This window comes from Burkholderia sp. WSM2232, assembly GCF_000472545.1.
Taxonomy (GTDB): Bacteria; Pseudomonadota; Gammaproteobacteria; order Burkholderiales; family Burkholderiaceae; genus Paraburkholderia.
In genome coordinates this window covers 78,267-98,395 of record NZ_AWZV01000004.1, presented here as the reverse complement: position 1 = coordinate 98,395, position 20,129 = coordinate 78,267, and the positions used below count along the sequence as shown (strand labels likewise).

Here is a 20,129-nt window from a genome sequence, read left to right as displayed (position 1 = left end):
ATCGGCGAGTCCCGCCCCCCCTACGCCGCACCTCTCATATTTCTAATGGCGGCTCGGTGAAATATCGTCAAGCCGTTGTGATCAGTCGACCTTGATCAAATCCTTGAAGATCAGTTGACCCCAGCTTTTCCCGCGCGCATGGACGAGCCATCCACCTTCTGAAAGCCCGCCGAGTTTGATTGGCGCGAAACCGAGATTTTCCGCAAGCGCGCCGATCTCCGCTGCGGCGCCGTCATCGTCGCTCGCGAGGAATACGACTCTCCGGCCGCTTTGTACGGCCGGGTCCTGATCGAGGACGGCAGCGACCAGATGATTGAAGCCTTTCACCAGCCTCGCGCCTGTGAACGCCTTCGCGACGAACGCGGAGGAAGGAAGACCGCCCAGTTCCTCAAGCGGAGCCTGCGTGTTCATCGCGTCGATGATGATCTTTCCCTTCCAGTCGGACAGTGCTTGTGCGACGTTCGGATGCGACTCAAAACGGACTGCCAGAAAGATGATGTCCGCCTTGACGGCTTCCGCCAAGGTTTTCGGAATAACCGTCGGTCCGATCGCGGCCGCATCGGACGCAAAGCTTCGCGGATCGCGCGTGGTCGCAATGGCTACTTCAATGCCCTTGCGGGCGAACGCCCTCGCCAGTGCCTGGCCGATCTTGCCAAAGCCGATGATTGCGTAGCTCATGTTTTCTCCTTCGTTTCGCGGTGCGGTCACAGCTTGTAACCGCCGTTCGCTTCGATTGTTTGGCCCGTCACCCAACGAGAGCCGTTTTGCCTTTTAGTGATTGCGTCATTTGATCTTCCCTTCAGAGTTGCGCCAGGCCACCGTCAACGGCGACCTCGCTGGCAGTCATAAAGCTGCTGTCCGACGACGCGAGAAAGGCGGCCACTGCCCCGATCTCCGCCGGATCGGCCATGCGCTGAAGCGGATTGAGCGACGCGAATACCTTCATGCCTTCCTCGCCTAACGCTTCCTTCGCGAGTTCGGTCGCGGTCGGTCCAGGCGAGAGCACGTTCACCCGGATACCGGTGCCCTTCAGGTCTTCGGCCCACGTCCGAGCGAGGTTGCGCACGGCCGCCTTACTCGCGCTGTAGGCGCTGAAGGCTGGCGCGCCCGTGGTGCCGGCACTCGATCCGGTCAGGATGATCGAAGCGCCCCGGCTCATCAGTGGCAGCGCCTTCTGAACCGTGAAGATCGAACCCTTCACATTGGTGTCGAAGATTTCGTCGATATGCCCCGCGGTGATCCTGCCGAGTGGAAGCTGGCTTCCCGCCCCGGCATTGGCAAAGAGGATGTCGAGGCTCCCGCGCTCTGCCTTCACCGCTGCGTAGAGCCGGTCGAGGTCGGCGAGATCGGAGACCGAGCCCTTGACGGCGCGGGCATTGGGGCCGAGGTCGGCCACCGCGGCGTCGAGTGCTTCCTGCCGGCGCCCGAAGATAAACACGAACGCGCCCTCCTCTATGAAGCGCTTTGCCGCGGCGCGGCCGATGCCGGTAGCGCCGCCGGTGATCACCGCAGTCCTTCCATCAAGTCTGTTCATGTGCATGCATCCCTGGAAACAAAAACGAGAAACCCGATTCTCGGACTCTTGATCCATAAAGCCAATTGACTAAAAATCTATAAATACCATCTAGTTTTTGGATAACCATGCTCGATAACGTCACCATCAACCAACTCCGGGCCTTTGTCGCCGTGTGTGACCAGGGCAGCTTTTCCGGTGCTGCACGTGAGCTGAGGCGCGCACAGTCGGCGATCAGTCACGCGATCAACGCGCTCGAGAGTGCTTTCGACGTGGTGCTGTTCGAGCGCAACACGCGCAAAGCGACGCTTACGGCCGCGGGCCGCAGCCTGCTGCCGGACGCTCGCGGGGTGATCTCACGCACCGAGGAAATGAAAATGCGCGCGGCTTCAATTGCTGACGCCGGGGTCCCACAGGTCTCAATTGCCGTGGATACGTATTTCCCGCGTGCGCACCTGATTGAATGCCTGCGTACCCTGCAGGCGGACTTTCCAACGGTTGCCATCAATCTGCGCATGACGACCATGCAGGGCGGCGAGCGTCTGGTTCTCGAAGGCACGTGCACATTGGCGGCGACGATTACCGACGTGCCCGAACTGAGCCCAGCCACGATAGAACGCGAGCATCTATGCGACGCGCAAATGGTGACCGTCTGTGCGCCATCGCATCCGCTTGCCGCAATCACGGGGGCGATTCCGCGAGAGGAATTCGGTCGGCACGTCCAGCTCGTCGTCACCGACAATCAGCCCGATGCGCAGAAGACACAACAGGGCGTGGTCAGCGAACGCCAGTGGCTGGTCAACGACCTCGGCGCGAAGCACGACCTGCTCAAGGGCGGCTTGTGCTGGGGCCACATGCCGCGACATATGGTTGACGAAGACCTTGCGAACGGCACGCTCGTCGAACTCAAGCGGCGCGCGTGGCACATGCGTCCTCTCACCTTCATGATCTCGCAGCGGCGCGGGTACGCTATGTCTGAATGCGAGGCACGGCTCGTCGAGCGGCTTGGCGATTGCGGGAGTTGCCCGAAGGGTGTTGTGCCAAGTGCGGTCGCACACGCTACGAAGAAAACCCGGAAACCCGTCAAGCCTGCGAAACAATTAGTACGGCTAGGCAACGCTCGTCGGACGTCTGCAAAGTAGATGGCGGGAGGTTTGCTTGCTGGGATGATTGATCGCAGCAGTGCTTTGAGTCGAGTCAGTCGGACCCGCGGGAAGCGAGCGGCCGAAACGGGTCGGGCTGTAGAGGTCCGCTTTCAAACTCATCGCAGCAATCGCGTCGAGCGCGCGGATGGTCAGATCGTCGCTCCAGGTCACATGCGAGTGTCGAAATGCAGGCAGGAGATGTGTTCGTGGTGGAAACACCGGGAGGCGGTGGCTTTGGGGAAGTCTGACTCCCTCGCATCGGGGCTTGCGTGCAAGCGTGGTCCCCACGTGTCACGCAGGCAACGCCGAGACACGCGGCCGGGTCGCTCACAGGATAGCGTGGCACCGGCCGCTTGACGCGTGCATATTGCGCGGCGGCCGCCCTTAATCAGAGCCCGCCGAAAGCCCCAGATATTGGAACCCGAAAGTACTGTTCGCATCGACGAGAGTACCAAGCGCGCCCACCGACTCGAGCACATCCACAGTGTTTCGACGCTGTGATACGAAACGCCACGTCAGCGACAACGCGGGCACGGCAGGCTCGCTGCTCGCCTGACGCAGCGCTGCCAGCAGCTCAACGCGATCAGGCGAATGCGCGACAAAACCCTCGTTCGACACCCCAGCATGGTTGATACCGAGCAACGCACACACCTGCTGCTTGACGGGGACGTCATTCGCATCGGCATCGCGTGATTGCTGGATCAGCGCGAGCATGTCGGAATCGACCAGCTTGCCGGCGCGCAGCAGCGGCGACGATCCAGGCGTCCAGGATTCAGGCGGACACATCTTGTGCTCCGGCACGAGCGCGATGAATGGATTAATCTCCGCCGGATAGATACGGCACACCAGCGGCCTCTTCTCGTATATGCCGCAGCGCATGTCCGGTTGAAGATGGGGGCAGGGGCCTGCATGCGTGCCCGCGAAAATGACCACGACTCTCGCCGGCAACGACCCGCTCATCGCGGCAAACGACCGGCGACGCTTTTGCGCCGCCTGAAGATTGTCGGCGGGCGGCTCTTCCGGCCACGGCAAGGCCTCGCAGAGAATCTCCACATCGTTGCCGGCTTCCAGCCAGGCAACCGCCTCGCTTGCCGTCAACGGCAAACGCAGATCGTGGCAACACTTGCCGCACATCGTGCACTTGAAATCGATATCCATGTCTCATAGCCCTTGCGTCGCGCGACGCGGTCCGGTTGTGTCGCTTCATGGCCGGTCGGCGCCAGGGAGCGCGTCCGCCCTCTCGTTGCGTGGCAACAAGCTGAAGCAGTCGGGGTTAGTCGCGCGAACGCCGCTTCCCTTACAGGCCATACGGATTTTTTTCGTCTCGCAGTTCTGGGGCAGTGTCATGCCCGATTTTGGGTTTGCGCCGCTTACACCTAGCTGACTGTCGTGAGGCCGTTGCGCCGCGCGGCCCACACGTGCAAACCCGGAGCCTCTGCATTAACGGCACGCACTCCCTGGTGCCGAAACTCGGGAACAGCGTGTGCTGGACTTGAACGGCCGGCATCGACTCGGGTGCCACTCACGGTTCACGCATTGGAGGCCGATATGAAGGAAGTCGAGCAGCGTGCCTCAGCGGACAGCGTGCCGCTGACGGCCGCGCCTGTTTCAGCCGGTAGCGAGGGCACCGGCGTGCATCTGCGGGAGATTGCCTCGTTCGCGCATCAGGTGACCGGCGTCGCCGTTGCAGCCGATGGACGCGTATTCGTCAATTTCCCACGCTGGACGGAAGACGCCCCCATCTCCGTCGCCGTACTGACACCGGATGGCGATGTCCGCCCTTATCCGGACGACCGCTGGAACAGCTGGCGCAACGCGAAGCGCGATCAGATGGACGCGGCCCAGCACTGGGTCTGCGTGCAGGCGATGTTGTGCGACACGCAGGGCAATCTGTGTGTGCTCGATCCGGGCGCGCCCGCGCAGTCGTTCGTCGTGCCGTCCGCGCCGAAGCTGGTTCGCGTCGACCTGGCCACCAACCGCGTTGCGCAGTGCATTGCATTCGACTTCGACATCGCGCCTCAAGGCAGTTACCTCAACGACATTCGGATAAGCGCCAACGGCCGGATCGGCTACATCACCGACTCCGGGACGCAAGGCGCGATTGTCGTGGTCGACCTCGTGACGGGGAACGCGCGCCGCGTGCTGAACGGTCATCCCTCCACGCAGATGGACGCGACTGTCACTGTTCACGCAGGCGGGGTTCCGCTCAGGCGGCCCGATGGTCGCGGCGTCGAATTCTCGGCCGACGGCATCGCGTTGAGTCGCGACGGACGCTACCTGTACTGGCAAGCGGTGAAAGGAAAAACGATCTACCGCGTGCCGACTGAAGTCCTCGACGATGCATCGCTTTCTGCGGACGAGGCCGGCAATCGTATCGAAAAGGTGCTCGAGCATGGCCCTGCGGACGGGTTGCATTTCGACCGTCACGGGCGGCTGCTCATTACCGCAGTCGAGCAACATGCAATCAAGGTCTGGGACGGCGAGACACTTGCCACGCTCTTGCACGAGCCCGGCCTCATCTGGCCGGACACGCTGGCCGAAGGACCCGACGGTTCGATCTATCTGACCGACTCGCGAATTCCCGAGATGAACTGGTTCAAGCCTGGCCAGCCAGACGCGTTGCCTTCGCGACTGCTGATGATCGAAGGTATCACTCGCGATAAGGGTGCTGGCTGACGAACCCAAGCAAGGTCTCGCGAAAGTGCGACGCGGCGGGGCTCTGCAACTCGCGGCGAGTGACGAGATGCAAAGGCGCGCGGAATGTATGGTCCCCGGCCACGCGGCAATAGCGCACGCTTTCCTGATGGTAACGGTGCATGGAAGCCGGAACGAGCGACACGCCGCCGCCCGCCGCGACGAGATTGATTGCCGTCACCATGCGCGGCACTTCTTCCACGACGTGCGGCTCGAAGCCTTTGGCTTCGCACGCGCGAATAAAGTCCGCATACATGCCCGGCGCGCCGGGCCGGCGCACGAAGATGAAGGACTCGTTCGCCAGCTGTTTGAGGGGGACAGCACGCTTGCCGATCAACCGATGCCCGACAGGCAGCACCAGCAACATACGCTCCTCGGCCAGCAGTTCAAAACGCAAGTCGGTGGGCGTGTCGACCGGTTTGCGGAGGATCGCTGCGTCCGCGCGATCGTTCAACATCATTTCGATAATCTCGGCCGCATTCACTTCATTCATTTCGATCGCGATCTCGGGATACATTTCGCGAAAGTTGCGGATAGCGGTGGGCGTGAGCGGGTGAAACGCCGCCGAACTCGTGAGCGCGACGCGCACCGTGCCGATCTGTCCTTGCGCCACCCGGCGCGCATGAACCACGGCGTTATCGAGTTCAAGCAACACCGAGCGAGCGCGCGCGGCAAAGGTTTCGCCGGGCGCGGTCAACGTAACGCCGCGCGGTTGCCGCATGAAAAGCGCGAAGCCCAATTCCTGTTCGAGTTCCTGAATCTGTTGGGACAACGGCGGTTGCTGGATATGCAGCCGGGCGGCCGCGCGCGTGAACTGGCCTTCTTCGGCAACCGCAAGGAAATAACGCAGATGTCTCAATTCCATGCTTCGCCCGCTATATGTGTTGAATATGGCAACCGTGTCTCATATGTATTTTACATTGGCGAGCCTGGCACGTAGTCTTCACTGACAAGCAACACACAAGCAGAAGACAGGCAAAGGAGACACATGCAAACCGTTTTGCAAGCCGGCATGCCCACGTTGGGCACAGCGCCGCTTAGCCGTTCGCAGATGCGCCGGGCGGTGCTCGCGTCGGTCATCGGCAATGGTCTCGAGTGGTTCGACTTTCTTATCTACGGCTATTTCGCCAAAACTATCGCGCAGGTGTTTTTCCCGGTCGGCAACGGCTTCGTTTCGATCACGCTGACGCTCGCCACTTTTGCGGTCGGCTTTGTGGTGAGGCCGCTCGGCGGCGTCGTGATCGGCGCATGTGCGGATCGCTATGGGCGGCGCAAGACTCTCTCGCTGCTGATTCTTCTGATGGCGGCAAGCACGCTGATGATGGGCCTCACGCCTGGTTACGCGAGCATTGGCATCGCTGCGCCCCTGCTCGTGATAGTCGCACGCATACTGCAAGGGCTCTCGGTCGGCGGCGAGTTCGCCACTGCCGCCGCGATGCTGACGGAATACGCACCGCCTGGACGCAAGATGTTTTTTGGCAGCTTCCAGATGACGTCGCAGGCTGTGGCGTTGCTGTTGTCGTCGCTGTGCTTGTTCGTGCTGACTACACAGCTTTCGCACGCATCGCTCGTGGCGTGGGGTTGGCGCGTGCCGTTTCTGCTGGGGGCGCTGGTGGGACCGGTGGGCTTCTACATCCGGCACAAAGTCGGGGAGTCGCCGGAATTCGTGCAATTGCGCGAGCGCCTCGGGCATGCACCGCGCCAGTCGCTGCGCACCTTCGCTCGCGAGCACGGCGATGCGGCGCTGTGTGCAATGGGCGTGATTATCGTTGGGGCCGCAACGAATTATTTGTGGCACTCGTATATGCCGCTCTATGTCGAGCGTCAGTTGCATCTGCCGCTGAAGAATGCGCTATTTGGCACGGCCATTTCAGGCTTGATCGGCATTGTCGGTTATCCGCTAGCCGGGCGTCTCGCCGACCGCTTCGGTGCCTACCGGCTGTTCTTTCCCGTCACCATCGTATGGGTGCTCGCCGCGTGGCCGCTCTTCGCATGGGTGCTCGCCGCGCCGACGCCTGAACGTGTGTTCGCCGCGCAAATGATTGCGACTGTCGTGCTCAGTTTCATGTCCGGCGCGCATCCCGGCATGCTTACCCAGTTGTTCCCCACGGCTACGCGTTCGACGGGCGTTGCGCTCTCGTACAACCTCGCGGTCACGCTATTCGGCGGTCTTGCGCCGCTCACTGTGTCGACGTTGATCGACGTTACCGGCTCGCGCATCGTGCCCGCGTGGTATCTGATCTTTGCGGGCATCGTCTCGTTGCTGCTGGTCGGCATGACGGCTTCGGGGCGGCGTTTGCGCCGCGAGCCTGACCGGTGGCCGGGCGACGGAGCCTGAGTGTCGCTATGAGTGCTGTCATGAATAATGAAGTGCGCCCGCGCAACGAAGTGCCTGTCAAGGTCATCGCGGATGAACGGCTGATCGTGTCGACGCCACGCGGCGAAGCTGAAGTGCCGCTTTTCACGGGGGGCAGCACAGATCGCGCCGAAGCGACACAAGTCGTGGTGATGCTGCACGGCAGGCTGCGCGACGCCGACGCCTATCTTCTTTCGACACAGCGTGCGCTCGCCTCGTCCACCGTCGATGCGAACAGCGTGATCCTCGCCGTGCCGCAGTTTCTCGCGACGGCCGATGTGGAGCATCACAGTTTGGGGGGCGAGATGCTCCATTGGGAATGGACTTCGTGGATGGGCGGGCTCGACGCAATGGGCCCGGCGCCGCTCAGTTCGTTCGATGTGCTCGACGCGCTGATCGACCACTACGCGCAGAACGTGCACAACGGCCGCTTTCCAAAGATGCGCGAGATTGTGATAGCAGGGCATTCGGGCGGCGCGCAGGTCGCTCATCGTCACGCGATACTCAGCGACGCGGCAGCGCGATGCGCCGTTCGCAACGTGCACGTGCGTTATGTAATCGCGAATCCTTCATCGTATGTGTATTTCGACGCGTGGCGTCCGCAGAAACATAGTGTTGCTTGCGCCGGCTTTAATGACTGGAAATACGGCACACAACGGCTGCCTCGCTATGCGGATGAATGCGATCCGCGATTGCTCGAGCGTCGGTATATGGATCACAACGTGACCTATCTGCTCGGCACCCATGACAACGATCCGGCGCATCCGGCGCTCGACCGTTCATGCGAAGCGATGCTGCAAGGTCCGCATCGGCTCGCGCGTGGCCGCGCCTACTACGCGTATTTGAAGGCACGGCGTCCGCAGTTGCGGCACGAGTTGCATGAAGTACAGGGCGCGGGGCATAGCGGCGACGCGATGTTCGTATCGCAGCCGGGCGTATGCGCATTGTTCGGCACAGCCGCGCGGCTTGTCGAAACTGGCGTCGTTCAGCAAGGCGGCGCACTCGAATAGCAGTCAATTCAAACAGGAGACGACATTGAACAACAGACCGTTGTGGTGGGCGCTCGCCCTCAGCTTTTGCATCAGCGCATGCGGCGGTAATACCTCGGGCGGCGGCAGTTCGACGAGTTCGACGAGTTCGACGCCTGCGCCCACGGCAGCCACGCAATGCGCGTCGCTGAATGGACTGTCGCTCCCGGCATCGTCGATCGGCGAGCCGACCAGCGGCGCGACGATTACCAGCGCGACACTGACTGAGACGAGCGGTGAGTATTGCAAGGTCAACGGTGCGATTGCACCCGTCGATCCGGCCGCACCGTCGATCAACTTCCAGGTCAATCTGCCGACCAACTGGAATCGCAAGGCGCTGCACTACGGAGGAGGAGGCTTCGACGGCACGCTGATTACCGGCGTCGAATCGCTCGACATGGCGCCGGCCGGTTCGGCGACGCCGCTTGCCAACGGTTATGCGACCTTCGGCGACGATTCCGGGCACCAGAGCTCGAGCATCACCGACGGCAAGTTCGCCGCCAACGATGAAGCGCTCGCAAACTACGGCGGCCTGAGCCTGAAGAAAACGCATGACGTCGCGATGGCGCTGATCAGGAAGCGCTATTCGAGCGCGCCCGACAAGGTGTATTTCTTCGGCAGTTCGACAGGCGGCCGCGACGGCTTGAGCGAAGCGCAACGCTGGCCCTCGGACTACGACGGTATTGTGGCCAATCGTCCGGCGCTCAACTATACGGGGCTGCGGCTCAGCAACGTGGTGCTCGGGCGTGCGCTGTATCTGAACAACGGAGCGGGCTGGCTCGACGTCGCCAAGACCGTCCTGCTGCAAAACGCTGTGATGAGTACGTGCGATGCGCTCGACGGTGTCGCCGACGGCATCATCTCGAACGTGGCCGCGTGCAAGGCGCAATCGCCGACGGTGCTGGCCTCCGTGCGCTGCGCGAACGGCGCGGACACAGGCGATACGTGCCTCTCCGATGCGCAGATCGCGACCGTGCAGACCATCGCAGCGCCATTGCAGCTGTTGTATCCGCTCGCCAACGGCGTGACCCGGTATGCGGCCTACAACATTCTTGCGGGCTCGGTATTCGCGGGACCTTACACGACGCGTGACCTCGGCGAGTCGAAAGTGCCTGCAAATCCGGCGGGAAAGAAGGACGCGAATCAATGGGTGACCGGCGACCAATGGGTCAAGTATTTCGTCACGCGCGTGCCGACCTTCAATTCGTTGACGTTCGATCCGTTCAATCCTGCGGCTTATGAGTCGCGTGTGCAGGCGGTGTCCGCGCTAACCGATGCGACCAGCACGGACCTGAGCGCCTATGTCGCGAAGGGCGGCAAGCTCATCATGACGCACGGACTCGCAGATGAGATCGTGAGCACGGATTCCAGCACCGATTACTACAACGGCCTCGTGCAGCGCTTCGGGCAAAACAGGGTGGACGGTTTCGTGCGGTTTTATCTGATGCCGGGCGTGGGTCACGGCACCGGGCCGTTCCATCCGGCCATCGATTCGTTGTCCGCGCTCGACCAATGGGTGGAAAGCGGCAAGACCCCGGAGACGTTGGCGATGAGCGACCTCAACGCGGCGACGCTTGGGAGAACACGACCACTATGCCGTTATCCGTCGTGGCCGAAGTACATGGGCGGCGATGTGAACGCGGCCGCGAGCTACCAGTGCGTGAACCAGTAAGCGTAGGGCCGCATCGTTGAACCGTCTGGAATAAAGATTGCGCAGACGAATCGTGAAGCCATGCGCCGGCGCTCAGTGGCTGGCGCAATCACCATTCACGAGGATTACGTCATGAGCATTCTTTCAGCAATTGGGCGCGGCAGCGGCAAGAAAGTACGTTATGCGATTGTGGGCGTTGGCGACATCTCGCAGGAAGCCATGATGCCGGGCGTCAGGCATACCGATAACTCCGAAATTACCGCACTGGTCACGGGCGACCCGGAGAAGGCACGCGAAGTCGGCAAGCAATACGGTGTTGCCGATACCTACAGCTACGAGCAATTCGACCAGATGCTGCAGTCCGGCAAGGTCGATGCGATCTATCTCGCCACGCCCAACTGGCGCCATGCCGAGTTCGCGATTCCCGCGCTCGCGGCCGGTGTGCACGTGCTGGTTGAAAAGCCGCTGGAGATATCCACGCAGCAGTGCAACGCGATTCGCGAAGCGGTCAAGGCATCGAGGGCAAAGCTCATGGTCGCTTACCGTCTGCACTTCGAGCCGGGCACGCTTGCCACGATCGAGCGCATTCGTTCTGGAGACCTGGGCGATGTGCGAGTGTTCTCGTCAACGTTCGTGCAAAAGGTCGACCCGGACAACCATCGCGCGAAAAGCGGCATTGCCGCCGGGCCGATCTTCGATATGGGTCCCTATCCGGTCAATGCCGCGCGCTACGTGTTCGAAGCGGAGCCGACCGAGGTGGTCTCGGCCGTCGGCGTCCGCACACCGGGCACCGGCCTTGGCGACTTCGACGATACCGTGTCGGTCACGCTCCGCTTCCCCGGCGACCGGCTCGCGCAGTTCGTGCTGTCGTATGCGCTCAACAACCTGGATTCGTTTTTCGCGGTCGGCACGAAAGGCAGTATCGCCATGCAGCCCTGCTATACGTACGGCAAGCCGACGCAGCAGATGACCATCGGCCAGGACGAAGAATCGCATTCGTTCAGGAACACCGATCACTTCGGCGGCGAGATGAAGTACTTCTCCGACTGCATCCTGAACGACCGGCAACCGGAGCCCGACGTCGAAGAAGGTTACGCCGATGTGCGCGTGCTGGAAGGCATCGTCGAGGCGCTCGAGACCGGCGCCCCTGTGAAGCTCGAACCGTTCGAGCGCACGCGTCGCATCGATACCGAAGCGCAACGCGAGACATTGCGCGCGGTGAAATCGCCCGACCTGGTCAACGCGAGCAATCCGGGCGCGGGCATCGACAAGGTGCCGAAGAATTGAGAGCGTGCCACGGGAACCGGCCTTTGGGCTGTGCTGTAACGCTTTGTCGTCACTCCACGCGCGCGCTCGCGTACTCGAGCATGGCTGCGCTCATTGGCAGCACCCGTTCGCTGAGATGAGCATGAAGATATCTCACCGCTGGCGAGAACTGGCGGCGGTGAGGACACACGAGGTTCAGCGGCGCCGTTTCCCCCGGTTGGTCGGGCAATAGAACTTGCAATCGGCCGGCTATCACATCGTCGTGAACGTCGAGCCATGATTTATAAGCGATGCCCCGACCTTCCACCGCCCATCGCCTTGCAATTTCCGCGTCGTCGCAAAGCAGCGTGCCTTTTACCGTAACCTGCCTCCGCACGCCATTGGCCGGAAACGACCAGCGGTCATACACCCGCCCACCCAGCACGTAGGGCAGGCAATCGTGTAATACGAGTTCATCGAGCGAAGCCGGCGCGCCGCGTCGCTTGAGGTACTCCGGCGAAGCCACCAACACCCTTCGATTGTTCACGGCAAGGGCAAGCGCAACGTAGCTCGCCTGTTCCACGGAACCATACCGGATTGCCAGATCCACCGGATCGCGAAAGACGTCGGTCACATGATCCGATAGTGACAGCCGCAAGGTCAGCTTCGGATGCAGATCGCGAAATGCCCCCAGCCATTGCAGCAGGTTATTGCGGCCGAGGTCGGATGGCGCCGCGATACGCAACGTGCCTTGTAGCGCATGTCTTTCTCCATGCAGACGTTCGCGGCCTTCATGAAGCATGGAGAGGACTTCTTGCGCGTAGGGAAGGTACTGCTCCCCTTCCGCAGTGAGTTTGAGACTGCGGGTGGAGCGCGCAAAGAGACGGACGTCGAGCTCGCGCTCGAGCCGCAAGATCGCCGCGCTGACCTGGCCAGGGAGAAGGTCTGCCTCTCTCGCCGCATTTGAAAAGCTGCCGAGCGCCGCGGTCCTCACAAACAGTTGAAGGTCTTCCAGACGGACCATTTTCATTCCAGGAGTGAAAGTCCTGCCTAATTTAACTGCTTTTTCGCACCTATGCGGTCGCGCCAGAATTCAGCCACACAACAGCGGCACATGAGCTTGGCAATCGCTGAGATCCTTTATCACGTACCTGGAGCATGCGCATGAAAGCAGTGGTCTATACGCAGCATGGCCTTCCCGCCGACCATCCCGATTCGCTCGTCGATTTCGACCTGCCCACGCCTGAACCCGCATCGCACGACCTGCTGGTGAAAATCGACGCGATTGCCGTCAATCCAGTGGACACGAAAGTCCGCATGGGCTCGCCGACCGAAACTCCGCGCGTGCTCGGCTGGGACGCCGTAGGAACCGTCGAGGCCGTTGGCGACAAGGTGTCGATGTTCGCGCGAGGCGACAAGGTCTTCTACGCGGGAAGCATTGCCCGCCCCGGCGCGTATGCGCAATACGCGCTCGTGGACGAGCGCATTGCCGGCCGCAAGCCTGCCACGCTTTCGGATGCGCAAGCCGCGGCGCTTCCGTTGACGTCGCTGACCGCGTGGGAACTGCTCTTCGACCGGCTCGGCGTGGCCGAGAACGCAGGCTCGGGGGACACGCTTCTGATCGTCGGCGCTGCCGGCGGTGTGGGCTCGATGCTCACACAACTTTCACGTCGTCTTACCAAACTGCGCGTGATTGGTACCGCTTCCCGGCCCGAAACGCGTGAATGGGTCGAAGCACTTGGCGCGCACGATGTAATCGACCACTCGCAACCGTTGCTGGAAGGCCTTTGCCGTATCGGCTCGCCGCAGGTGTGTTACGTCGCGAGCCTGACTCAGACGGATCTTCACTATCCGCAGCTCGTCGAGGCACTCGCGCCCCAAGGCCGGCTCGGCGTCGTCGACGACCCCGACACGCTCGATGCGGTCCCGCTCAAGCGCAAGTCCATTTCGCTGCATTGGGAGTTGATGTTCACACGGTCGTTGTTCGAAACCACCGACATGATCAGGCAACACGAAATTCTCAACCGCGTGTCAGCACTCATCGACGATGGCACGCTGCGCACCACCATGGCCGAGCACTTCGGAGCCATCAATGCAACAAATCTGCGCCGCGCTCATGCGCTCATCGAAAGCGGACGTGCTCGCGGAAAGATCGTGCTGGAAGGCTTCTAGTTTGTCCGGACTTCTCGCTTAGGTCACTTGCAACATCACTACAAACGGAGAATATCCATGCATTCCATCCATCAAGAAAGCACGAACAGCCACCTGATACGCCGCGCAGCGATTGCATTTGCAGCGGCGCTGAGCTTCGCCGGCGTGGTCACGCATCCCGCGCTCGCTCAGGCGTCGTCGGATCGGCCGTCCTCGAACCAGGCCACGGAACGTACCATCGGTTCCATTGAAACAGTCGCCACATTCACGGGTCCAATGCCAACCGGCGTGAGCGTCACTGAGACCGGCCGGATCTTCGTCAACTTTCCGCGCTGGGGCGACGACGTGCAGGCCACCGTTGCCGAGTTGCGCGACGGCAAGGTGGTCGCGTATCCGAATACGGAGATCAATCGCGCCGACGCTTCGCATGCAGCCACGCACTTTCTGAGCGTTCAAAGCGTGGTTGCAGACGGTCGCGGACGGCTATGGGTGCTTGATACGGCCGCGCCCAACTTCTCGAATCCTGTAGCAGGAGGCGCAAAGCTGGTCGCCATAGACCTCGCGACGAATAGCGTGGTGAAGACGCTGGTTTTTCCGGCCAGTGTCATGCGCGAACGATCCTACGTGAATGACGTGCGGTTCGACTTTCGCGTGGGCAAAGCGGGCGTCGCGTATGTGACCGACTCGTCGTTGAGCGGCACCGGTGGATTGATCGTGATCGATCTCGATTCCGGCAAGGCATTGCGACGCCTTACCGGTGACGTTTCGACCTCCGCCGACCCGGGCTTCGTGCCTGTAGTGGAAGGCGAAACCCTCAAAGTGCGGGACGCCAACGGCAAGAGCGCGCCGTTCACCGTTGCCTCGGACGGCATCGCGCTTTCGCCGGACGGCAAGACGCTCTACTACTGCCCGCTTTCCAGCCGGCACTTGTATTCGGTGCCCACCGCAATGCTGCGCGACCCGTCGATCAGCGAAGCACAACTCTCGGCCGCTGTAAAAGACCTCGGCGAGAAAGGTGCTTCTGACGGCCTCGAAAGCGATGCAAACGGCACCGTCTATGCAGGCGACTACGAGCACGACTCCATCCGCAAGCTCGAACCTGGCGGCGAGTGGCAGACCATTGTGCACGACCCGCGCGTGCTGTGGCCCGACACGCTGTCGGTCGGCACCGACGGATACCTGTACTTCACGGCGAATCAGCTTCATCGCCAACCCGTCTTTCACGGCGGCAAGGACGAGCGCAAGAAGCCGTACGCCCTCTTCCGCGTGCGCATTGGCGCCGGCCCCGCACCAACGTTCTGACACATTCACCTATCCATCCTTGGAGTCAATCATGAATCTCGCTGACGCAGTTCGCCTTCGCCACACCGTGAAAGCCTTCGAAGCAGGTACGCCGGTACCCGCTGAGCAGATTGAAACGTTGCTCACCGTCCTGCACCAATCGCCCTCGTCGGTCAATTCGCAACCCTGGCATTTCGTCGTTGCATCGACGCCTGAAGGTCGCGCCCGCATCGCTCAGTCGACCACTAACGCGTACGCGTACAACGAACCGAAAGTGCTCAACGCATCGCACGTCATCGCAATGTGCATGCGCGAGTCAATGGATGAGCGCCATCTACAAAGCGTTCTTGAGCGTGAAGCCGCGGACGGTCGTTTCAGGACACCGCAAATGCAGGCAGGTCAGGACAAGAGCCGCCGCTCATACGTGGACATGCACAAGTACGAGTTGCGCGACACCTCGCAGTGGATGGAGAAGCAGGTTTATCTCGCACTGGGAGGGCTGCTTCTCGGGGCGGCGATACTCGGCGTCGATGCGACACCAATGGAAGGGTTCGACAGCCGGGCGCTCGATGCGAGTCTCGGCTTGCGCGAAAGAGGGCTGACGAGCGTGGTGCTTGTCGCGCTGGGACACCGCAGTAGCGAAGACTTCAACGCGGATCTGCCCAAGTCGCGTTTGCCGCGCGAACAGATCTTCACCTTCATCTGAAAGAGAGAGTGATCATGACCGGAGCTGCTTCAGCCCATCCCCGCATCACACTGGTCACTATCGATCTCTCGTTTCATCGCGCTGCATCCGGCGTGGTTCGAAGCCTGTTGCATGAGTATGGTGTTGCGGTCGATGAGGTCTTCGCTGCGCACGAGCAGGCCTTTGAAACACTGCGCAACGGCAAGGCCGATATGCTCAGCAGTGCCTGGCTACCGAGCAGCCACAGTATCTATCTGGCGCCGTTCGAGCATGAGGTAGACAAGATCACCGTGCTTTATCGTCCGTACGCCTTGTGGGGCGTGCCCGACTATGTGCCGGAGAGTGCGGTGAGCAGTGTGGCCGACCTGAAGAGGCCGGACGTGGCCGGGAAAATGACGAAACTCATTCAGGGCATCAACCCCGGGGCCGGGATCAGTCGATTTTCTCGGGAAATGATCATTCAGTACGGTTTGCGGGAGGCCGGCTATTACTTCGAGAACGGCACGCTCGACGATTGCACGCGCGCCTTTGAATCCGCCGTCAAAGAGCGGCGTTGGGTCGTCGTCCCATTGTGGAGCCCGCAATATTTGCACGAACAGTACAGCATTCGTGAATTGAAAGACCCCAAGGGACTTCTTGGGGGCACCGACGATGCGACTCTGATTGTGCGCAAAGCGGCGCTCGAAAAGATTCCGCAGGCCGCTTTGAATGCGTTGCGGCAACTCACTTTGGGTAATCGGGAGACGAGCCGCCTCGACTTCGTTCTCTCTCGCGCGAGTTCGATGAAATCGGGTTTGGAAGAAGGCTCGGCGACACGCTGAAGCGCTTCGCGTATGGAAAACCGCGAGCCATCAACGGTCGCGGTCAGGAGATCGAGAGCAACGCAGTGGAAGTGCTCATTCATCTCCTTCACACCAGGCTCGGCAGCGACGTGATCAAGACAGTTAGTGGCCTCGGCTACGTTTTGATGCGCGAGACTCCGCCGGGCAATGATTCCGAGCGCGTCCACTGGAAGGGCCGTTTTGCGCCGTATGGCGCGCAGTTCGTCTGCTACCGTTGAATGGGCGCTTGCCACATACAGCGACTGAGTGGCCTTCGCGCAGACTCCCTTCCCCTTCATCTGAAACTAGCGATCCGGCGGGGCAATTGTGGCCGGAGCGAGGTCGAGTTCTCTCGTGTAAGCGTCCAGATGGTCCCCCACGTGGGTCTTCAACATCACGACGAACCGTTTGATTTTCGCGTCGACGAGCTGTCGAGATGGATAAACCACATAGACGTTGCGCACCTGTGTGTGATACCCGGGCAGTACGCGAACGAGCGCGCCGCTGCGCAGGTCATCTATCGCTGAGAACCCCGCAAGGATGCCGATGCCCGCGCCATCCCGAAGGGCTTGTGACATCGAGCCCATATCGTTGACGCTCAAATGTGGGCCGGCTGGGCGAAAAATAGCCTCGCCAGCAGCGCTCTGGAGATGCCACTCGTCGGGCGCATAACCGACTGTGGCGGGCAGGACGCACTGATCGTCGATAAGGTCTTCCGGGCACGCCGGCGCCGGATGCGCTGCCAGATACTTGAGTGATGCTGCGAGGACGCAATGGCTGGTGCCTATGTTCTGACTGACGTAGGCCGAGTCGGGTAGCGTTCGCGTAATCACAATACCGATATCTAGTTGCTCTTCAAGCAGATTCGGCATGCGTTGGGACAGCAGGAGGTCGACCGACACCTCCGGGAGCCCGTTGTCGACAGTACGTTTCCTCTGGCGCGCGGCCGACTCACATCGACGCATGGAATCGGCGGCGAACGCGGGGAAAATTATCCTGACGACAAGTTGATCGAGCCGAGTTGCGGCTCGATGCGGGCAATAGCCTCGCGATCGCCTCGTGCGTCTATTGAACACCGATGCGTTCGTTGTAGCTCACCTCGACGAGGTCGCATCCCTCCGCGCGGACTAACACCCAGTTTGCTCGAAAGGGCTTGTTGCGAAATTGCGTCCGGCAAGGCGTCAGCCGCCAACTAACACAAACGCCCGGCACTGCAACCCTTTGAAAGAGGTGTGGCGAAGCAAGGAGGGACAGGCAGCTAGCGCCTGGCTCGCTCGCAATGCGCTAGAGCCCTTAAGAACATTTCAGAACCTGAAGCTGCTACCAAAACTATCATTGGCCCAGTGGCTGGAAGCGTGGCGCGACGCTCCTCCTGAACCGATACGCCGACAGCAGCGACGTGACGACAATGTCCATCTATCATCATAAGGAACTCGCAGATGAGCCGGATCACTACACCTGACGGTACGGAGATTTTTTACAACGACTGGGGTACCGGTCAGCCAATCATCCTGGTCAGCGGGTGGCTTGTGAGCGCCGACATGTGGGAATACCAGGCGCTTTTTCTCGCCAACAATGGATTCCGGGTGATCGCCTATGATCGTCGAGGTTTCGGACGTTCCAGTCAGCCGTGGTCGGGCTACGACTACGATACTCTTACCAATGATCTGGACGAGCTGATCAAGCAACTCGACCTCACCGACGCCATCCTGGTCGGCTACTCGATGGGCGGTGGAGAAGTTGCTCGATACATCGGTACTCGTGGATCGAAGCGTATCGCCAAGGTCGTTCTGCTCAGCGCGACCACCCCTTTGCTAGTGACGCGGGCCGATAATCCGGCGGGGGTGCCCCGAGACGTCTTCGATGGGCTGCGGGCCGGCGTAGTTAAAGATCGCGCCGAATTTCTGATTAATTTCGGCCGCGCTTTTACCGGGGCCGATCGTGACCCATCCGCGGTCACGCAGGCGATGCTGGACTGGACATTCGATATGGCAATTAAAGCAAGCATCAAGGCGACCCATGACTGCATTGCCTCCTTTTCGGAAACCGACCTGCGTCCAGACCTGGCAAAGTTCGACATCCCTACGTTGGTCATTCACGGGGGCGCAGACCCTGTTGTGCCAATCGAGCTTTCAGGCAAAAAGTCCGCCTCGCTAATTCCGAGTGCGAAATTTGTCGTCTACGACGGCGCCTATCATGCTCTCTACTACACGCATAAGGATCGCCTCAATCAGGACATATTGAGCTTCGCTCGACTGTCGTAGGATGTCACTGACGATGGCCGAGCGACTTCCGGCACCCGAGAGAAATCGAGCATGACTGTAGGGATTGTCCGCGTTAGCAGCAACGCATGGGCCAAGCGAGTACGTGCGAACCCGCGCTTCGCGCGTGTGAGTCGCGCATGCACTTTGAATGAGTAGCTAAGCGCGCGCGAGTCGTCGCGGCCGGTCGTCTGGCCGGTCGTCAACGCGCCCGCCCGCAGTTGCGAGCGGGCTTATGCGTTCAGGGGTCGCGCTTCCATGCCCGTTGGTTTGCCGAGCTTGTGTGCGACATCCGCTACGTCCCCGTCTATTGACAATATCTGACAACGCAGATATTGTCGGGTGCGATCTGGAGGACGTCACGATGAATCACTACACGCCCCGCAACTTCATAATCACGAACAGCATTGGCCTGAAACTCGTCAAGGCAAGAAATCTGTTGTCCGCCGAAATGGACGCGGCGCTCAAGGATCTGGAGATCACGGGCCCGCAAATGGGCATTCTGCTTTCGATGAAGCAAGGCATCGCGAATACGCCTTTCGAGTTGTCCAAAATGCTGGGAATCGACACGGGCCTGATGACGCGAATGCTGGATAAGCTCGAGTCGAACGGGCTGCTGCAGCGCTCGCGTGACCCGGGCGACCGCCGGGTGGTCAATTTAACGTTGACGGCCGCCGGGCAGAAAGTCGCCGAGCGAATGCGGGAAGTCGCACCACATGTGCTGAATGCACGCCTGCGCAATTTTTCGAAGGCCGAGTTCGCTGAGTTCGATCGGCTGCTTCGCAAGTTTATCGGCGACTGAAGACGCGTTCGCTTTCGCAGCGTCGTCCGCATAGGTCTTGGGCGAGCTTTCCGGCTATGTGAAAAGCTCCAAACGCACGTCGGCCCACCTCGCTCCTGTTCATGGCACCAAGGCCATGCTTCCCTGCCTCGCCCCCGCGCGACGGCGCCGACGTTTCCGCCACTCTCCTACCCTGTCATTGCGGCTTCACCGCGAATTCCACTCCTAGTTGCTCCTCGTTCAACGAGGTTCCAGTTGATGGCCACGTACGACCACGTACGAACGCCACCCAGGACACGTCGGCGTGCCGCCGCGGATGCGGCTGACGAGAGCGCAGACGGTTGAGGGCAGTTGACCGTCACAGGCGCGGGGCGACATGGCAAAACGCCGCGCTGATAGTTGCCAGCAGTGCAACACTGTTTTCACGCGAGCCACGGCCTAAAGCATGGAAATTCGTTGGCAACTATCTGCAAAGTCAAATATAGTTCGGTCCTGACATCCAGCATGTGGTATGCGC

18 protein-coding genes and 2 pseudogenes are annotated in these 20,129 nt (G+C 60.9%); 14 read left to right on the top strand and 6 right to left on the bottom strand.

Annotated features, from left to right (window positions below):
• Positions 1-81 precede the first annotated feature (81 nt).
• Together F757_RS0102730 and F757_RS0102725 are read right to left on the bottom strand one after the other, a co-directional pair.
• Entirely contained in the window at positions 82-678 is a 597-nt protein-coding gene (locus tag F757_RS0102730; protein ID WP_027210056.1) for an NADPH-dependent F420 reductase, read from the bottom strand.
• 121 nt (positions 679-799) lie between these two features.
• The gene (locus F757_RS0102725) at positions 800-1,534 is read right to left on the bottom strand and encodes an SDR family NAD(P)-dependent oxidoreductase (protein WP_027210055.1); all 735 of its coding nucleotides are present in this window, start codon (positions 1,532-1,534) and stop codon (positions 800-802) included.
• Positions 1,535-1,641: 107 nt separating this feature from the next.
• Between F757_RS0102725 and F757_RS0102720 the strand changes: the two genes are divergently transcribed.
• Positions 1,642-2,655 (top strand): LysR family transcriptional regulator, encoded by a 1,014-nt coding sequence (locus F757_RS0102720; RefSeq protein WP_027210054.1) that lies wholly within the window; start codon positions 1,642-1,644, stop codon positions 2,653-2,655.
• 140 nt (positions 2,656-2,795) lie between these two features.
• A pseudogene (locus tag F757_RS36980) lies at positions 2,796-2,906 on the top strand (hydantoinase B/oxoprolinase family protein); the annotation flags it as partial.
• A gap of 136 nt (positions 2,907-3,042) precedes the next feature.
• On the opposite strand, the gene F757_RS32875 reads toward F757_RS36980, so the two are convergent.
• Positions 3,043-3,816, bottom strand: a complete 774-nt coding sequence (locus tag F757_RS32875; protein ID WP_035466142.1) for a YkgJ family cysteine cluster protein — start codon at positions 3,814-3,816, stop codon at positions 3,043-3,045.
• A gap of 390 nt (positions 3,817-4,206) precedes the next feature.
• On the opposite strand from F757_RS32875, the gene F757_RS0102710 reads away from it, so the two are divergent.
• Complete coding sequence (locus F757_RS0102710; protein ID WP_027210053.1) at positions 4,207-5,334, top strand: SMP-30/gluconolactonase/LRE family protein; 1,128 nt, start codon at positions 4,207-4,209, stop codon at positions 5,332-5,334.
• Here F757_RS0102710 and F757_RS0102705 read toward each other — a convergent pair.
• Complete coding sequence (locus F757_RS0102705) at positions 5,309-6,217, bottom strand: LysR family transcriptional regulator (RefSeq protein WP_027210052.1); 909 nt, start codon at positions 6,215-6,217, stop codon at positions 5,309-5,311. The two genes, F757_RS0102710 and F757_RS0102705, sit on opposite strands and share 26 nt — an antisense overlap.
• Before the next feature lie 123 nt (positions 6,218-6,340).
• Here F757_RS0102705 and F757_RS0102700 point away from each other — a divergent pair, with 123 nt between their 5' ends.
• The 4 genes from F757_RS0102700 (at position 6,341) to F757_RS0102685 (ending at position 11,674) form a co-directional block, all read left to right on the top strand.
• On the top strand, positions 6,341-7,690 hold the full coding sequence (locus F757_RS0102700) for an MFS transporter (RefSeq protein ID WP_027210051.1): 1,350 nt from the start codon (positions 6,341-6,343) through the stop codon (positions 7,688-7,690).
• A 20-nt stretch (positions 7,691-7,710) separates the two neighbouring features.
• Entirely contained in the window at positions 7,711-8,718 is a 1,008-nt protein-coding gene (locus F757_RS0102695) for an alpha/beta fold hydrolase (protein WP_232221339.1), read from the top strand.
• Between the two features lie 25 nt (positions 8,719-8,743).
• Complete coding sequence (locus F757_RS0102690; protein ID WP_027210049.1) at positions 8,744-10,408, top strand: tannase/feruloyl esterase family alpha/beta hydrolase; 1,665 nt, start codon at positions 8,744-8,746, stop codon at positions 10,406-10,408.
• A 111-nt stretch (positions 10,409-10,519) separates the two neighbouring features.
• Entirely contained in the window at positions 10,520-11,674 is a 1,155-nt protein-coding gene (locus F757_RS0102685) for a Gfo/Idh/MocA family protein (RefSeq protein WP_027210048.1), read from the top strand.
• A 49-nt stretch (positions 11,675-11,723) separates the two neighbouring features.
• On the opposite strand, the gene F757_RS0102680 is transcribed toward F757_RS0102685, so the two are convergent.
• Positions 11,724-12,656 (bottom strand): LysR family transcriptional regulator, encoded by a 933-nt coding sequence (locus tag F757_RS0102680; RefSeq protein WP_027210047.1) that lies wholly within the window; start codon positions 12,654-12,656, stop codon positions 11,724-11,726.
• Between the two features lie 140 nt (positions 12,657-12,796).
• On the opposite strand from F757_RS0102680, the gene F757_RS0102675 reads away from it, so the two are divergent.
• The 5 genes and pseudogenes from F757_RS0102675 to F757_RS36430 all read left to right on the top strand — a co-directional run.
• Positions 12,797-13,804 (top strand): zinc-binding alcohol dehydrogenase family protein, encoded by a 1,008-nt coding sequence (locus F757_RS0102675; protein WP_027210046.1) that lies wholly within the window; start codon positions 12,797-12,799, stop codon positions 13,802-13,804.
• Positions 13,805-13,861: 57 nt separating this feature from the next.
• On the top strand, positions 13,862-15,085 hold the full coding sequence (locus F757_RS0102670) for an L-dopachrome tautomerase-related protein (protein ID WP_051376652.1): 1,224 nt from the start codon (positions 13,862-13,864) through the stop codon (positions 15,083-15,085).
• 31 nt (positions 15,086-15,116) lie between these two features.
• Positions 15,117-15,770 (top strand): oxygen-insensitive NAD(P)H-dependent nitroreductase NfsB, encoded by a 654-nt coding sequence (locus tag F757_RS0102665; RefSeq protein ID WP_027210044.1) that lies wholly within the window; start codon positions 15,117-15,119, stop codon positions 15,768-15,770.
• 14 nt (positions 15,771-15,784) lie between these two features.
• Complete coding sequence (locus F757_RS0102660) at positions 15,785-16,570, top strand: glycine betaine ABC transporter substrate-binding protein (protein ID WP_027210043.1); 786 nt, start codon at positions 15,785-15,787, stop codon at positions 16,568-16,570.
• Between the two features lie 41 nt (positions 16,571-16,611).
• Positions 16,612-16,725 (top strand): annotated as a pseudogene (locus tag F757_RS36430) (DNA-binding response regulator); the annotation flags it as partial.
• A 150-nt stretch (positions 16,726-16,875) separates the two neighbouring features.
• On the opposite strand, the gene F757_RS32870 reads toward F757_RS36430, so the two are convergent.
• A complete protein-coding gene (locus tag F757_RS32870) occupies positions 16,876-17,442 on the bottom strand; it encodes a substrate binding domain-containing protein (protein ID WP_232221338.1) in 567 nt (188 codons plus the stop codon).
• Between the two features lie 567 nt (positions 17,443-18,009).
• On the opposite strand from F757_RS32870, the gene F757_RS0102645 reads away from it, so the two are divergent.
• Positions 18,010-18,834, top strand: a complete 825-nt coding sequence (locus F757_RS0102645) for an alpha/beta fold hydrolase (protein WP_027210042.1) — start codon at positions 18,010-18,012, stop codon at positions 18,832-18,834.
• 361 nt (positions 18,835-19,195) lie between these two features.
• Positions 19,196-19,633 (top strand): MarR family winged helix-turn-helix transcriptional regulator, encoded by a 438-nt coding sequence (locus F757_RS0102640; protein WP_027210041.1) that lies wholly within the window; start codon positions 19,196-19,198, stop codon positions 19,631-19,633.
• The last annotated feature ends 496 nt before the right edge of the window (positions 19,634-20,129 follow it).

Excerpts from the sequence above, each read along its gene's own strand:
- F757_RS0102730 (WP_027210056.1), bottom strand. The coding sequence starts at position 678 with ATGAGCTACGCAATCATCGGCTTTGGCAAGATCGGCCAGGCACTGGCG.
- F757_RS0102725 (WP_027210055.1), bottom strand. The coding sequence starts at position 1,534 with ATGAACAGACTTGATGGAAGGACTGCGGTGATCACCGGCGGCGCTACC.
- F757_RS0102720 (WP_027210054.1), top strand. The coding sequence starts at position 1,642 with ATGCTCGATAACGTCACCATCAACCAACTCCGGGCCTTTGTCGCCGTG.
- F757_RS32875 (WP_035466142.1), bottom strand. The coding sequence starts at position 3,816 with ATGGATATCGATTTCAAGTGCACGATGTGCGGCAAGTGTTGCCACGAT.
- F757_RS0102710 (WP_027210053.1), top strand. The coding sequence starts at position 4,207 with ATGAAGGAAGTCGAGCAGCGTGCCTCAGCGGACAGCGTGCCGCTGACG.
- F757_RS0102705 (WP_027210052.1), bottom strand. The coding sequence starts at position 6,217 with ATGGAATTGAGACATCTGCGTTATTTCCTTGCGGTTGCCGAAGAAGGC.
- F757_RS0102700 (WP_027210051.1), top strand. The coding sequence starts at position 6,341 with ATGCAAACCGTTTTGCAAGCCGGCATGCCCACGTTGGGCACAGCGCCG.
- F757_RS0102695 (WP_232221339.1), top strand. The coding sequence starts at position 7,711 with ATGAATAATGAAGTGCGCCCGCGCAACGAAGTGCCTGTCAAGGTCATC.
- F757_RS0102685 (WP_027210048.1), top strand. The coding sequence starts at position 10,520 with ATGAGCATTCTTTCAGCAATTGGGCGCGGCAGCGGCAAGAAAGTACGT.
- F757_RS0102680 (WP_027210047.1), bottom strand. The coding sequence starts at position 12,656 with ATGGTCCGTCTGGAAGACCTTCAACTGTTTGTGAGGACCGCGGCGCTC.
- F757_RS0102675 (WP_027210046.1), top strand. The coding sequence starts at position 12,797 with ATGAAAGCAGTGGTCTATACGCAGCATGGCCTTCCCGCCGACCATCCC.
- F757_RS0102670 (WP_051376652.1), top strand. The coding sequence starts at position 13,862 with ATGCATTCCATCCATCAAGAAAGCACGAACAGCCACCTGATACGCCGC.
- F757_RS0102665 (WP_027210044.1), top strand. The coding sequence starts at position 15,117 with ATGAATCTCGCTGACGCAGTTCGCCTTCGCCACACCGTGAAAGCCTTC.
- F757_RS0102660 (WP_027210043.1), top strand. The coding sequence starts at position 15,785 with ATGACCGGAGCTGCTTCAGCCCATCCCCGCATCACACTGGTCACTATC.
- F757_RS32870 (WP_232221338.1), bottom strand. The coding sequence starts at position 17,442 with ATGCCGAATCTGCTTGAAGAGCAACTAGATATCGGTATTGTGATTACG.
- F757_RS0102645 (WP_027210042.1), top strand. The coding sequence starts at position 18,010 with ATGAGCCGGATCACTACACCTGACGGTACGGAGATTTTTTACAACGAC.
- F757_RS0102640 (WP_027210041.1), top strand. The coding sequence starts at position 19,196 with ATGAATCACTACACGCCCCGCAACTTCATAATCACGAACAGCATTGGC.